Source organism: Psychrobacillus sp. FSL W7-1493 (assembly GCF_038004905.1).
Lineage (GTDB): Bacteria > Bacillota > Bacilli > Bacillales_A > Planococcaceae > Psychrobacillus.
In genome coordinates this window covers 2436804-2451641 of sequence record NZ_JBBOSB010000001.1, presented here as the reverse complement: position 1 = coordinate 2451641, position 14838 = coordinate 2436804, and the positions used below count along the sequence as shown (strand labels likewise).

The window sequence follows — 14838 nt, the reverse complement described above, 5'->3', positions numbered from 1 at the left end:
CGTGTAATAGAAGGGATAAGAGATGAATTTAACTATAAAAGATATCGCACAAATGGCAGGTGTCTCCCCAGGCACTGTTTCAAAGGTCATCAATAACTATGAAGGCATTAGTGACAAAACCAAGAAACAAGTGATGGATGTCATTAACCAAAAGGGGTATGAACCTAATTTTTCGGCAAGAACTCTGGCAACAAAAAGGTCAAATCTTATTGGGCTGATCTATGCTGGGAAGATTAATGTGGAAATGACACATCCTTATTTTAATGAGGTTATTTCAGCATTTAAAAAGAATATAGGTCTACTAGGCTATGATATTATCATGTTTTCCAATGAACGCTTTCAAATGGGGCAAGGCAGCTATTTAGCACGATGTCGACATTTTCAAGTGGATGGTTGTATCGTAATTGCCGGTGAGGAAGTGGAAGAGGCTATCTATGATGTGGCGAAGGAAGGAATTCCATGTATCGGTATAGATATTGAGTTAAAAGGTCCGAAATCTAGCTACATCATGACAGATAATGTGGATTTATCAAGAAAAGTAGTAGAATTTTTTTATCTACATTCCGTTAGAAAGATTGGTTATATAGGTGGGAAATGGGATTCTGCGATTTCTCGTTATCGGAAACAGGGTTTCTATGAAGCTATGCATCAATTTGGTCTAGAATTACGCGAAGAGTGGATTGAGTATGGTGACTTTCATGAAGAAAGCGGATATGAGGCGATGAAAAAAATACTGCAATGTAAAGATCATCCTGAAGCTGTCTTTGCTACATCTGACCTGATGGCTTTAGGTGCTCTAAGAGCGATAAAGGAAGAGGGGCTAAGTGTACCGCAAGATATTCAAATTGTCGGGTGTGATGACATTGTGGCTTGTCGTTATAGTGAGCCAAAACTTACGACAGTAAAGCAGGATAAAGAAAAGTTCGGGAAATTATCCGCTTATATGTTAAATGATTTGATAAATGGAGAGACACAATTAAAGCCAGTGTTGATCGACTCCGAGTTGATGATAAGGGAGTCGTGCGGAACGAACAGGGTTGATAGGAGGTAATTTTGTGAATTACTATGCTGTTTTTGATGTTGGAGGTTCTTCTATCAAATATGCCCTTATGAATGATTTAGGAGAGTTTATTGAAAAGTCATTTGCTCCCACTCCTGAAGCTAGTCTTAAGCTGTTTGTGGATACGGTGGAATCTATCGTAAAGGATTTCCGAAAAAAATACGAACTAAAGGGAATAGCTATAAGTGTACCTGGTGCTGTCAATGTAGAGACCGGATATATAGGGGGAGTCACAGCACTTCCATATATCCACGGACCGAGTATTAAGGAGCTTCTACAGGACCGGACACATATACGGGTTGAAATTGAAAATGACGCTAATTGCGCGGGGTTAGCAGAAGGATGGATCGGTGCTGCAAAGGATATTAAGGATTACCTATGTATCGTGATTGGGACCGGTATCGGAGGAGCTATAGTTCTTGATAAAAAAATTAGACATGGCAAGAACCGTTTTGCTGGAGAATTTGGTTATATGATCATGGAGGACTATTTAGAGGAACCAATAGGGAAAACGTGGAGTACTTTAGCTGCAACTGGTGGATTGATAACCCAAGTGGCAATGCGCGAAGGAATGGAACCGAATGCCCTTACAGGTGAAAAAGTGTATGAATTGGCTGAAGGCGGTAACAAAGAGATACAAAAAGAAATAGAAAAATTTGTGAAACGATTAGCAGTAGGAATTTATAATTTACAGTATGTAATTGATCCAGAGAAGATCTTGATAGGTGGAGCCATCAGCACTCGAGAGGGTTTCATTGAACAGATCAATGAAACCTTAAATCAAATGAAACATGATGAGGATAGTTTAACTATTCAAGTAGAAAGATGTCAGTTTGGAAATGATTCTAATTTAATCGGAGCTTTGTATCATTTCATACAGAGACAGTCGATGCATGGAGAATAGCTAGGAGGGTGAAATCGATGATACATCAAACGCTTAAACCGTTTCCGAAGAATTTCTTATGGGGAGCAGCATCTGCAGCCTATCAAGTGGAGGGTGCTTGGAATGAGGATGGAAAAGGTGTTTCAAACTGGGATATGTTTGTTCGTATACCTGGTAAGACATTTAAAGGAACAAACGGTGATGTGGCAGTAGATCACTACCATCGTTATAAGGAAGATGTTCGCTTGATGGCAGAAATGGGAATGAAAACCTATCGATTTTCTGTTGCTTGGACACGTATTTTTCCAAAAGGCAGAGGAGAAGTTAATCAAAAGGGCTTGGAGTTTTATAATCAATTAATTAATGAATTAAAGGTAAATAACATAGAGCCGATTTTGACATTGTATCATTGGGATTTGCCACAGGCCCTTCAGGATGAGTACGGAGGCTGGGAGTCTAGGAGGATTATTGAGGACTTTACGAATTACAGTATAGAATTATTTAAACACTTTGGTGACCGAGTGAAATATTGGGTTAGCTTGAATGAGCAGAATATATTTACAAGCCACGGATACCAAATGGGGACACATCCTCCAGGTATGAATGATGAAAAACTATTTTATCAAGTCAATCACCATGCAAACTTAGCAAATGCTAGTGTGATCAAAGAATTTCATAAATATGTTCCCGAGGGGAAAATCGGTCCAAGCTTTGCCTACTCACCAGCTTATGCCGCGTCTTCTAGCCCAAAGGATATTTTAGCTGCTGAAAATGCCGAGGAGCTAAATAGTCATTGGTGGATGGATACATATATATGGGGTAGGTATCCAGAGGTAGCATGGAATTACTTAGAGAAAAAAGGGCTCTCTCCCACTATTGAAGAAGGGGATCTTGAGTTATTAAAAGAAGGTAAGCCAGACTTTATTGGTTTAAATTACTATCAAACAACAACTTTTGAAGAAAACCCTTTAGTAGGCGGTGTTGGATCATCGGAAATGAATACCACTGGTGAAAAAGGAACGTCGAAAGATACTGGCATACCGGGATTATATAAAACAATTGCCAATCCAAACTTAGAACGCACTAACTGGGATTGGAATATTGATCCGGAAGGGCTGAGAATTGCCCTACGTAGAATGACTAATCGTTATGGTCTTCCTATTCTGATAAGTGAAAATGGGTTAGGAGAATACGATAAGGTAGAAGCGGAAGAAGTGATTCAAGATGATTATCGGATTGAATATTTGCGTTCTCATATTATTGCCATTCAGGAGGCAGTTTCCGATGGCTCCGATGTTCTAGGTTATTGCATTTGGTCCTTCACAGATTTGTTAAGTTGGCTAAACGGCTTCCAAAAACGTTACGGGTTAGTTTATGTAAATCAGCATGAAGAGGGAGAACATGATTTAAAGCGCATTAAGAAGAATAGCTATTATTGGTACAAGAAAGTCATCGAATCGAATGGAACCAACTTGTAGTATGAAGAGTTCTTAAGATTAAGCAAAGTCCGTTTATTTTGAAACACCCCGTAAATGTTAGACTTGAAACTAACATTTTCGGGGTGTTTTATATGGCGTACAGCAGAAGCATATAGTTTACTTGAAACAAAAAACTGGCTTAAGCTCCATAATGCAGAACTTAAGCCAGCCAATTAGCTGTATAGAGAATCTCTTTATAGTCAATGAATCTACTACATAGAGATTAGTTATAAACTAAAATTTAACCTTCTAGTGTTAACACGCCATCTTCCATACGGTACACTTTGTCACAAAACTCTAGCATACGCTCATCATGCGTTACCATTACAGCAGCCTTATTACGTTCTTTGACCTCTTTGCGAATTTGTTTTACTACTTCAAATGCGCGGTTAGAGTCTAAGCTCGCTGTCGGTTCATCTGCCAGGATGATGTTTGAGTTGTTAACAAACGAGCGGGCAATTGCTACACGTTGGCGTTCCCCACCAGATAATTCGTTTGGAAACTTGGATAATTTTGAACCTAATCCTAGGTCGTTTAGCAACTCTTTAGCAAATGCTTTTTCTGCTGGAGTTACCTTTCCTTTCATTTTACAAACAAGTAGCAACTGATCGAGCACGTTTAAATACGGAATTAAGTTCGATGTTTGTAAGATGAAACCTATATCCGTTAGGCGGAATGCTGAAAGATCTTTTTCTTTCATGTTACCAACGTTTGTACCACCTACTAATACTTCCCCTTTAGTAGGCTGAAGTAGAGCACCGGCAATAGATAATAATGTACTTTTCCCTGAACCAGAAGGGCCGATAATGGCGATGAAGTCACCAGGTGCAACTGTTAACGAAACATTTTTTAAAGCGTCAACAGTTGAATCGCCTTCTTTAAATGATTTTGTTACATTGTTTAATACTAAACCTGTCATTTATTCCACTCTCCCAATCGCTGTTAATGGATCGATTTTCGTTACTTGACGTGCGGAAATAACGGAACCTAAAACAGAAACAATTAAAAGAACTGCTCCATAGATCAATACCATATTAAAATCTAAGTTGAATGGCATGTCTTCTGGGAAGACTAATGCTGTCAAATAAGTCAATCCGATACCCGCGATAATGCTAACTAACGATAAAACAAATACTTGTGTGACGATTGAATTTTTAATAAATCGGTTTGAAGCACCAATTGCTTTCATAACACCGAACTGCTGCGTTTTTTGTAAAATGAATACATAGAAGAATACAGCAATAATAACTGCAGAGATGGCAAATAAGAAGGCAAGCATCATGTAAATAGTGGCACTTTCTTCTTTATAACCAGGCATTCCCATTACCGCTTCTGATTTCGTGAACGTTTCAATTAAGTCATAGTCATTAGCGATCTGGTCAGCTTCCATTGAAGTTCCTTGTAAAGCAATCATCGTTACAGGATCTTCTAAACCATTATTGGAACCAGGTGCTGCAAAGGCATAAGATTGCCAAGTTGCAACATCAACAAAGACTGTAGGTAAATGGTTAAATGTTTCGCCAGTTGTAAATCCTACTATGTTTAATTTGATGTCTGAACTAGTTACTACAATCGTATCGCCAATTTCATATCCTTTTTTCTGTAGAGATTCATCAATTAGTACACCGAATGGATCATTTGGATCTAATTGCTTACCTTCTACAACTTTTGGTTCGATAAATTTGCCAGGATCAACCCCGATAAAGGCAACATCATGTTTTTCTTTAGTGTTGGAGGTAGCTTCATTTTGAATAATAATTGTAGATTGTCCAAATTTTGCAGCTTCCTTAACACCGTATTTACCCTCAATGTCTTCTGCGATTGCTCCAGACACCTTCGTTTTCATCATCGTTCCCTCAGAGCCCTCTTCATATATGAAAAGATCTCCATCGATATTTTTCATCGTTGCAGCAGCTAATGTGGATAATCCATTACCTAAGCCCGATAAAATAAAAACAAGCCATGCAATTAGCATAATGATTGTGCCAATCATTGCAAAACGTGTTTTGGAATGTTTCATTTCTTTTAGTGCTAAAAACATTCTATGTTCCTCCTCTTATATATGTTATTTGACGATAGATTTCTCTATGGTTCTGACTACTTGAAGAACAGATCATAAGAAAACACATTAACTCAATCCAATAAAACTATATTAAAATAACAAAAGTTTGCAAAAAAAATAAATATAGCTTTTTTGAGGTTGAATAATATGTCCCTCCTATACGCCTCGATTTACAGTATAAATCACTAATATGAACTTTAGCTAAACTTTTTAAAAATTTTTTTCGGTTGTTTTTTGTGTAAAAGATATATTTTAATAGTATTAATTCGTTATATTAATATTATTTTGATGTGAAAGTGTAATTTACTTATATCCTGGAGACCAGACTAGCGGTTTGTTGTTCACTAAGTATTGCACCCCATTAATCTTTTTACTATTTTAAATCTTTTTACATTTTTTGCGGTGAAAATAATTCCCAATATATTCTATTGACCATTTAAATTAATCTTGTTATTATTCTCCTATTGTTTTTAAAAGAATAGATATACCTTGTATAATTTCAAGAATACGGCTTGAAAGTTTCTACTAGCTACCAGTAAATAGCTTGTCTACAAGGAATGGGAAATTAATGATGTTTTTTATTCCATTTTTTGTAGAAAAGCTTTGACCTAATAGTGGTCAAAGCTTTTTTTATATCAAATGGATAATAAAATGAATTGGTTGGAAAACTAACTTCTAAGTCATTCCCTTTCACTTTTTAATTATAGGAAATAGGAGATTACAACATGAGAAACTTTTTTAAATTCACAGAACGGAACACTTCCTATAAGCAGGAATCACTCGCAGGGATAACGACCTTCCTATCGATCGCTTACATATTAGTCGTGAATCCAATTATTCTAAGTCAATCTGGGATGGATAGTGGGGCTGTATTCACGGCTACGGCTCTTACTGCAATCATTGGATCACTACTTATTGGTCTACTTGCTAACTATCCAATCGCAATTGCACCGAGTATGGGTTTGAATTCATTTTTTACTTTTTCTGTCTGTATTGGAATGGGAGTAGAATGGCAAGTCGCTTTGACAGGTGTCTTTGTTGCAGGAATCATTTTTATGCTATTAAGTTTAATGAAAATCCGAGAAAAAATTATTAATATCATTCCTTTGGATTTAAAATATGCGATTGCTTCTGGAATTGGATTCTTCATCACATTTATTGGATTAAAAAATGGAGGAATTATTACTGGCAATCCAGATACATTTGTTTCCATCGGTGATTTAACTTCACCGATGACCGTATTAGCCATCATTGGCCTAATTCTAACGATCGTTATGTTAGTTCGTGGAATAAAGGGCGGCATTTTTTACGGAATGGTCATTACAACGATTATTGGTATGATTTTTGGATTAATTAAAGTTCCCTCATCGATCATTGGAAGTATACCAAGTATTGAGCCAACATTTGGTGTTGTGTTTTATCATTTAGATGAGATTTTTACACCAGAGATACTGACAGTTATTTTCACATTTTTAATCGTTGCCTTTTTTGATACAGCTGGTGCACTTATTGCACTTACTAGTCAGGCAGGAATGATGAAGGGTAATACAATTCCAGATATCGGAAAAGGTTTACTTGCGGATTCTTCTGCTGGTGCAATTGGCGCTATTTTAGGTACATCGACGCCTGCTACGAGTGTGGAATCTTCCGCTGGTATAGCTGTCGGGGGAAGAACAGGCTTTACGTCTGTCGTTATAGCAGCTTGTTTTGTCATTGCGTTATTCTTTTCACCACTGGTTGCCGTTATTTCAGTCGAAGTAACAGCAGCTGCATTAATCATTGTAGGTGCCCTAATGGCCATGGAGATCAGTAAAATAAACTGGTCTAAATTAGAAATTGTCATTCCATCGTTTTTAACAATTATTATGATGCCTCTTACATCAAGTGTGGCAATCGGGATTGGATTAGGTTTTATTCTATATCCAATATGTCTAGTCGCACAAAAGCGCTATAAAGAAGTTCATCCAATTATGTATGTACTTTGCTTGTTATTCATTTTATACTTTGCTTTTATCGTATAGGAAGAGAACCAAAGCTCTGTGAAGAATACAGCATTAGGGTAATTAAATTAATGAGAGTAAACTATAAGAGACGTAGGTTAGTTCAGCTAATCTATGTCTTTTTTATCTCATAAATAACTTAGAAACCTTGCTAGCCCACACACTACTATCCGTACCTTACGAATGCTAATCACACTTAAATCTTGTATTAGTTAGGAATGTGTTATTGTATTATAAATAATAAAACTAATGCCTCGATAAAAATTTATACTTTAAAGATGAAGGAGAATTATATGAGCTGGAGCAAATTGAAGAAAAACTTGGAGAGCTATCTCTGCCCTGCATTATATGGAAGGATTGAATACAGTGCTAGTAGCTATCGTTATTTATCTGACAAATCAGGAACTTGTTATATTACGGTAGATAGAAAGAATGTACTGAATATGAGTGATAAAACAAGTTTAATTAAATGGTATCTAACTGAGCAGGAAATTAAGAATGATGCCACTATCCAAATTCCTATCAGCAATGAGGAAATAGAAGCGGTAAGAAAAGAAAGTAATGGTATGATTCCGGATGAACGTCTACAAGTAATTGCAAGGAGTAGAAAATTATCCGAATACGCAAAGGAGCTTATGTCAGCACAGTCCTCATTGAGTAAATCAAATTTTGTAGTTGTAGCCAATCAGTTTTTATCCACTTCTATAGAAGAAAGCATAGAGAGTAATAATATATTATTGAATGTTCTTGCTTTGGTAGACAGACGACTTGGTAAAAAACGAATTTTAAACATGTCGGAGAAGATGAAGTTAAAACACCCAATAGTGCAGTATTTTTATCAATTACGGCTTAGTACGTTGTGATAATAAATAATGTGATAGCATGCAACAAGCAATCTTGGGGTACTGAATAATAGTTGAGTTTATTAATTTACATTTTCATTTCTACTAACTTATGTTCTTTTATCGTATTTAGAGTTGAAAAAACCACCAACCAGTAATGGAAGGTGGTTATTTTAATATTATTTTAGATTAAAGTCCTGTCTTCCAAGCTCATCGCCCAGTATACCTTGGTTAGCTATTAAAGTAACAGGAGTTTCTAAGTCATCTAACTCATATGCAACTGCATTTTTTACCGTGCCGTCTTGCTTAATTGTTTCCGATTGTGAATCTAAAAAGCTATCATCTGGTGACATGCCAACATCTAATTCATTAATAGCATTAGGGTTGTTATCTTGTACAGCAGTAAAGACAACCATCCATGCCGTCATTGGGTCTATATCTTTGTCACTCAAATTTGTCGTATCATACCAGATAGCAAATAATGGTTTTTCTCCATATTCATTTCCTGTTTCACCTGGTTGGATTACTTTAGTATCGGTAATATTTATTTTTAAGTCGACTAATTTAACTTCATTATCTTTAAAATAAACATTCTCTTCTTTTACCGCTGTTTCCTTTTCAACTTCATTTTCTTTAGGAGCAGCAATATCCTGAGTTTCTTGCGTTTCTTTATCTTCAGTTTTTTTGTCTGCACCACAAGCACCTAGTAGTAGCGCACAAATAATAGTTGCGCTGAAAATTAGTTTTTTATTCATTTATTCTGGTCATCTCCATTCAACTACTCATTTTAGAAGATTCTTGAAAGGAAGTATATAGCAATAATAACCAGTTTATTAAAGGAGTTCTTACATTCTCTAGTCCTTTGCCTTCTGAAACGTTAAAAGAGTAAGCCACATTATTTAGAGAATGTAGTGACAATTATATGTATTACTATATAATTATAACTTGTTCTAATAATGAACAGAATAAGAAGGAGAATACTAAAATGAAGAAGAATTATTTAATCTTACTACTAATAAGCATTTTAATGGTTGGTTGTACCGACGTAGAAGACGCAGCCATTTCAGATGTAGAAACAATTCCAGAAGACGTACCTACAGCTGAATCAAATATAAATAGTGAAAAAGAAGAAGCTATTCCTACTATTGTTGAGGAACCAGTAATTGAAGAAATTACTGACCAAACAAATGATGACTTGTTTTCAGGGTACAAACTAATCGAAGTAGATGGAGGTGATTTGTCTGGATATCGGGAATCTAACGTAGTCGTTGATATTGGGTACGGAGATCGCGAATATTGGGCGTTTACGAACGAACACGGGCAGCTAGTACGTGTTTTTGCGGAAGAAATCACTCTCCAAGATGACAGTACCGAGCCTGTATTATCTTCTGGTAGATACTACTCTGATGAGGCAAAGGTGCCGGGTGTCGAAAGTGAATTTTTAGATGAAGGACATATCATTGCGGATTCTCTCGGAGGGGTATCCAATGCATATAATATTACCCCACAAGAAAGTACGCTCAACCGACATGGTGATCAAGCATATATGGAAGATGCCATTCGTAAAGCGGGTGGAGCTACTAATTTTGAAGCAATTATCACTTATCCAAACACAGAAACGCAGATTCCCTCAAGCTATCAGTATACCTATACGATAATGGGTAACAAAATCGTTGATACATTTGACAACGTTAACCCTGATGAAGTAAATGCATCCCTCGGTTTAACGGGTAATAAGCCTCCTGCTCCTACTAGTTCAAACACTAACGAAGATATTTCCAGTGTGGATACAAACGGTAATGGACAGGTGACGATTAAAGAAGCTAAAGCAGCAGGTTTTAGTATGCCAATCACGAGTGATCATTGGTTATACCCATACATGCATGATAATGATAAGGACGGTATGGTAGGTGAGTAACGCTATACGCCAATTAACTTATTGTTTTTGTTTTCCAGAGAGATACCCTTTATTAGGAATCCGTTAATTTGGGCTATCTTTTATGAGGTAGTTTTGAGCTGCAATCTGGTAACATTCAGGTTTGCAATATAAGCATTATAGTGAAACTTTAATAATAATTAGCCATCTATCTAAAAAAGGTAGATGGCTATTTGTCGAGCATATAAGGCTTATGTAAAATTCCAAAATAGTTCGATATTTTTGATCCGGCCTAACTAGAATCAGTTTAGTTTATAAGTTATTAGATACTTGCTATTGAAATATCTATTATCAAGCTTCCTTTTGGAAACATGTAGATTTTTAAATACCTTTGTTATCTCGAAGTTCTATAATAGTTCCTTCTGGAGCTTTTAGTTTGCATAAGCTACCATTCTCGACATGGTATATGTAATCATTGTTCTTTAACAAAAATTCGGTGCCTATTTCCCTTAGACGAGAGACTTCTGCATGCAAATCTTCAACCCATAAACAAAAATGAACTAGACCTTGTGAATTGGTGTTTCCATCACTAAGTATTTCATCTTGCTTTCCAGTTTGCAGTTCAATATAAAAATTTCCTAATTGTATCCAAGTGTTAAAGCTACGCCCAAGAAAATTGGGTGATTCTTGTACTAGCTTGAAACCTAGCCCTTCCGTATAAAACTTTAATGTTTCTTCATATGTATTCGTTTGTATGCACAAATGATGAACAAAACGTTCTGCCATGAAAACACCCTCTTTCCAATAAGCTATTTCCTTTAACTAATTGTACCAATTAAATCATTAAAATAAATACACATTAAATGACTTAAACCAATGCTAGTAAAGGATTTTTCCTAGGACGTGTCACTAGATTTTGTGACACTATAGAATCAAAAAATAACCTCTTAAAAAGAGGTTATAGCAAGCCTTTCATTCATTAACAGTCGTATGATTTCTGCTGCTTCTTCTAGGTTATCAATTAAAGTGACAGTATTATATGTTAGGTTAGTAATCTCAAACGTATTTGTATTTTCTAAGCAACGAACTTTCGCTACTTGTTTTGATTTTGAACTAAACGTCTGTGTAATTTGAACTTTATTGAACTCACAAAGAGTTTTCAGTGTTGTTATTAGAGTTTCATCTGACATATAAATGTCTCCTTCCTTATAGTGGAAGTGACTAATAGAAGTCGAATGGTTTCCAAGATGAATTTTAGTGAGTTTCAAGACTAACACAGTATGAAGCGAAATTACATTAATATGTTTTACATAAAAGTGTCGTTTCATTGGTTTCATAAATAAAAATAGTAAGAGACTGGGGTACTATCTCTTACTTCGCTCAATTTTATCTAACTTTCTTGTTAATTCATTAAGTTGTTTTTGCATTTGCTCAAGTTGTGCTGATTGACTGTTTTAATCGGTTGAATTTTGGCTTTTTGACTTTTCCAATTCTTGAAGAGCGATACCTGCTGCTAATGCTGCTATGCCATCACCTTTCGTAGTAAGGGTCGCCCCAAAAAGAGCTAGTTTGGCTACTAAAACATCTACGGGTACTTGATTTTGATTATTTTGCTCGTTATTTTTCATAAATATGCATCCTTGTCTATATAGTGGTTCACATTTTCTTCGATCTATCAAAAATGAGGATAAGAGCTACAGAACTCTATATCATATTATTCATTTTTTTAAAACAGGTAAGGGCGATTACCCTGGCATGGAAAAATTATTAAAAAGTACCCTCTTATATAGATGTCTAAAACAGACGATAAACTAAATGACAGGGTTTAGACAATAGTAATAAAACTATTTGTTCACCACCTTTTATTCGAGTGTTATTTTCTAGTGAAAGAATTTTAAGTATATTAGACGAAATTAAAATAATTGAGTGTGTTAGTTTGATAAAAACAGAGTTAAAAGTTTAAAAGTATGAGGTGTTAAAAATGAAGTTCCATCTGTTAGGTGAAAAAACTAAAGTAGAAATAGATGTCTTGACTCGTGAATATCCAAATAGTTCAAGTTATTGGGATGTAAACTGGGTTATTTCAAATGTGAAAGTCGAAATTCCAGGGTATTATGTCAATTTTACAGCCAGTTTAAGAACAGATGAAATAAGGGATTTTGTTAATGAATTGAAATCAATGAATCGATATTTAACAGGTAAAGCGATACTGAAAAATTTAGATAGTTTTATACATTTTGAAGGTGAAATGGATAAGTTAGGTCACATAGTCTGGTCTGGAGAGACTTGTTATCCAGCAGGAAGTGGTGCAGTACTAAGCTTCGAATTTGTATCAGATCAATCACATTTAATAAATTTAATAAAAGAATTAGAGAATATAATCTATGTATTTCCAGTAATAGGTTAATTATAATTATTTTTAAAATAGGGTGCAATTTTATCGAGAATTGTGTGTTTTCTTATCTTTAGGTCTATAGAATACAGGTGAGTAATAAATTATGTAATATATGGTAAAATGTAACTTAAAGTAAAGGGGGGCTAATAATGTTTAAAGAAATCTTTAACGAGATAATTACAATTACCAATCATGATTATGCTGGATGTGTGGATAAGGAAGGCTGGGATCGACCTGATAAGTATTTAAACAAAATAGAACTCTTAGAAAAAGAAAATACACTAGATGATATGACATTTAGTCAATTGGTTAATGAATACTTATTAGATTTCAATGATAAACATATTTATTTTACTGTCAATCAAGCGTATACATCACATAATAAAACATGTGGTTTTCGAGTAAAATGGTATGATGATGCATTATATGTAATTACAAATATAGAAGAAAAAAGTTTGAAAATAGGCGATAAAATTATTTCAATTGATGGTAAAACAATCAAAGAAACAAGTGAATCTGAAGAAAAAATTCTTCGAGGGTCCATTAAAGAACGCCAACAATGGGAAACTCTATTAAATTATGCTAAATCTATAGAATATGTAAATGGTCAAAATGAAATTAAAACTTTTACATTAGAAAAATATGATATTCAAAAAACAGAAGCAATTTTTGAAAACTATCTAATGGAAGAAAATATATACTATATAAAAATTTCTAATTTAACGGAACAGCAAAAAGTAGAAAATTTATTAAAAGGTTCAATCGAAGATATTAAAAAAAACAAAAATTTAATCGTAGATTTACGGGGGAATGGAGGGGGAAATGCCACCTTGTTGTCTCCTCTAGAACCCATTATGTTTGCGGTTGGTGAAAAACCAAATACAGAATTGCAACCAAGACTTTTCAATTGTACCGAACGAAATGCTGATCTATTTCTTAAAATTTGTAATCAAGTTCGTCATTTAGAAGTGGATTCTAACACAAAAAAGATGCTTGATTTTGCAGAAAATATTTTTAAACATAATACAGGCAAAGGTTTTGTAGAAGTGGACTTTTCTCAAATCCTTGAAACTTTGCAAAAGGACTTTAAGGGAACTTCTAAACCTGAGAAAGTGATTATATTAATGGACGAATATACGGCTAGTGCTGCAGAATCTTTTATTGAAGTATGTGCTGAGTCGTCAAAAGTTACCACAGTTGGCCGATCTACTATGGGGATTAATGATTATAGTGATTTAGTAATGATGGAATGGGAAAATAAATATGCACTTTCATATCCGATATCTAAATTAAAAAGCCAGTCGACTTATCACTCAACTTTTGGTACAGGTATAAAACCCGATATTTATATCAAATGGACACCCGAATTTGTTCTAAAAGATAAGGATATAGAAAAAGCTTTGGAATTAATTCAACAAAAAGTGAATTCATAAAAATTAACAGAAATAAAAAAAGCCTTGTAAGATAGACTCTTTAAAAGTTTATCTTATTTTTTTAGATGATCTAGAAAGTTCATAAAATTAAAGCACTTGATTGTATATAAATATCCATAAATGAAGCTTTACGTCAGATTACACAGTTTTTAGAACAAGCCAAGAAATAATGAAAGCAATGTATATATAGTTTTTGATTAATCTGATGTGTTTCGCCCACGCATCAAGCACTGTCCATTAAGCTGGTGTAAATAACAAACTATTTCAAGAAATATTTAACGGGATGTTAAATAAGTAATAAATGAAAGAACAAATGGTGTATCAAAAATTATTTATAAAATGGATTAGAGGTGTAATTTAGATGGCAGTAGGTATATTAGTAGATTGTTTTTATTACGAATTAGGGCAAAGCGATTTTGTACATACCTTCTTTTCGACAATCTCATATAATCTAGAGAAAGATGGATGGGGAACGAAATACCCATTATTGATGAATGATTTATATCATAACAAATTAAGTTGGAATGATGTCAAGGTTGCAAGAACTAATTTAATTGAAATTGAAAAGCAATTATCAAAGCTCTCGCCAGAACATATTGTATGGGATATTGTTGATATATCAAAAAAACCGCCATGGGGCGAGACAATAAGTCCAAAAGTAACTAATCTAGCTAATTATTTTGCAACAGCTGATGGGGAAACGTTTATTAAAGTAATATTCAAATCGATGGGTGTAGCAGTAGAAGATAAATATGATATGAAACTTAAGAAAATATAACTAAGTTTAAAACATGGGGGAACTTTCTCAT

Annotated in this window: 15 protein-coding genes and 1 riboswitch; of the genes, 9 read left to right on the top strand and 6 right to left on the bottom strand. The window is 34.6% G+C overall.

Going from position 1 to position 14838, the window contains the following annotated elements; genetic code table 11:
* The first annotated feature begins 22 nt into the window (after positions 1 to 22).
* The 3 genes from MKX96_RS12515 to MKX96_RS12505 are packed head-to-tail and all read left to right on the top strand — an operon-like array spanning position 23 to position 3421.
* Positions 23 to 1051: a LacI family DNA-binding transcriptional regulator gene (locus MKX96_RS12515; RefSeq protein ID WP_340883846.1), complete on the top strand. Its 1029-nt coding sequence runs from the start codon at positions 23 to 25 to the stop codon at positions 1049 to 1051.
* Between the two features lie 4 nt (positions 1052 to 1055).
* The gene (locus tag MKX96_RS12510) at positions 1056 to 1964 is read left to right on the top strand and encodes an ROK family protein (protein WP_340883844.1); all 909 of its coding nucleotides are present in this window, start codon (positions 1056 to 1058) and stop codon (positions 1962 to 1964) included.
* A gap of 17 nt (positions 1965 to 1981) precedes the next feature.
* A complete protein-coding gene (locus MKX96_RS12505; RefSeq protein WP_340883842.1) occupies positions 1982 to 3421 on the top strand; it encodes a glycoside hydrolase family 1 protein in 1440 nt (479 codons plus the stop codon).
* Positions 3422 to 3662: 241 nt separating this feature from the next.
* Here the strand turns inward: MKX96_RS12505 and MKX96_RS12500 are convergent, their stop codons facing one another.
* Entirely contained in the window at positions 3663 to 4340 is a 678-nt protein-coding gene (locus MKX96_RS12500; protein ID WP_169361071.1) for an ABC transporter ATP-binding protein, read from the bottom strand.
* The gene (locus tag MKX96_RS12495; protein WP_340883841.1) at positions 4341 to 5462 is read right to left on the bottom strand and encodes an ABC transporter permease; all 1122 of its coding nucleotides are present in this window, start codon (positions 5460 to 5462) and stop codon (positions 4341 to 4343) included.
* A 490-nt stretch (positions 5463 to 5952) separates the two neighbouring features.
* A riboswitch (purine riboswitch) is annotated at positions 5953 to 6054 on the top strand.
* 154 nt (positions 6055 to 6208) lie between these two features.
* Between MKX96_RS12495 and MKX96_RS12490 the strand changes: the two genes are divergently transcribed.
* Positions 6209 to 7504 carry an NCS2 family permease gene (locus MKX96_RS12490; RefSeq protein ID WP_169361069.1) on the top strand — a complete coding sequence of 432 codons (1296 nt, stop codon included), beginning with the start codon at positions 6209 to 6211 and terminating at the stop codon, positions 7502 to 7504.
* A gap of 272 nt (positions 7505 to 7776) precedes the next feature.
* Positions 7777 to 8346 (top strand): SF0329 family protein, encoded by a 570-nt coding sequence (locus MKX96_RS12485; RefSeq protein ID WP_251556778.1) that lies wholly within the window; start codon positions 7777 to 7779, stop codon positions 8344 to 8346.
* A gap of 158 nt (positions 8347 to 8504) precedes the next feature.
* Here MKX96_RS12485 and MKX96_RS12480 read toward each other — a convergent pair whose 3' ends face one another.
* Positions 8505 to 9080 (bottom strand): DUF5067 domain-containing protein, encoded by a 576-nt coding sequence (locus MKX96_RS12480; RefSeq protein WP_251556779.1) that lies wholly within the window; start codon positions 9078 to 9080, stop codon positions 8505 to 8507.
* 230 nt (positions 9081 to 9310) lie between these two features.
* Between MKX96_RS12480 and MKX96_RS12475 the strand changes: the two genes are divergently transcribed.
* The gene (locus tag MKX96_RS12475; RefSeq protein WP_251556780.1) at positions 9311 to 10243 is read left to right on the top strand and encodes a DNA/RNA non-specific endonuclease; all 933 of its coding nucleotides are present in this window, start codon (positions 9311 to 9313) and stop codon (positions 10241 to 10243) included.
* Between the two features lie 339 nt (positions 10244 to 10582).
* On the opposite strand, the gene MKX96_RS12470 is transcribed toward MKX96_RS12475, so the two are convergent.
* From MKX96_RS12470 to MKX96_RS12460, 3 genes are all read right to left on the bottom strand, one after another.
* Positions 10583 to 10987 carry a VOC family protein gene (locus tag MKX96_RS12470; RefSeq protein ID WP_251556781.1) on the bottom strand — a complete coding sequence of 135 codons (405 nt, stop codon included), beginning with the start codon at positions 10985 to 10987 and terminating at the stop codon, positions 10583 to 10585.
* 161 nt (positions 10988 to 11148) lie between these two features.
* A complete protein-coding gene (locus MKX96_RS12465; RefSeq protein WP_251556782.1) occupies positions 11149 to 11391 on the bottom strand; it encodes a hypothetical protein in 243 nt (80 codons plus the stop codon).
* 264 nt (positions 11392 to 11655) lie between these two features.
* The gene (locus MKX96_RS12460; RefSeq protein ID WP_251556783.1) at positions 11656 to 11829 is read right to left on the bottom strand and encodes a hypothetical protein; all 174 of its coding nucleotides are present in this window, start codon (positions 11827 to 11829) and stop codon (positions 11656 to 11658) included.
* A gap of 353 nt (positions 11830 to 12182) precedes the next feature.
* Here MKX96_RS12460 and MKX96_RS12455 point away from each other — a divergent pair, with 353 nt between their 5' ends.
* The 3 genes from MKX96_RS12455 to MKX96_RS12445 all read left to right on the top strand — a co-directional run bounded on the left by MKX96_RS12455 (position 12183) and on the right by MKX96_RS12445 (position 14807).
* Complete coding sequence (locus MKX96_RS12455) at positions 12183 to 12608, top strand: WapI family immunity protein (protein ID WP_298473541.1); 426 nt, start codon at positions 12183 to 12185, stop codon at positions 12606 to 12608.
* 137 nt (positions 12609 to 12745) lie between these two features.
* Complete coding sequence (locus MKX96_RS12450; RefSeq protein ID WP_298473544.1) at positions 12746 to 14029, top strand: S41 family peptidase; 1284 nt, start codon at positions 12746 to 12748, stop codon at positions 14027 to 14029.
* A 361-nt stretch (positions 14030 to 14390) separates the two neighbouring features.
* Positions 14391 to 14807: an immunity 70 family protein gene (locus MKX96_RS12445; protein ID WP_251556786.1), complete on the top strand. Its 417-nt coding sequence runs from the start codon at positions 14391 to 14393 to the stop codon at positions 14805 to 14807.
* Positions 14808 to 14838: the final 31 nt, after the last annotated feature.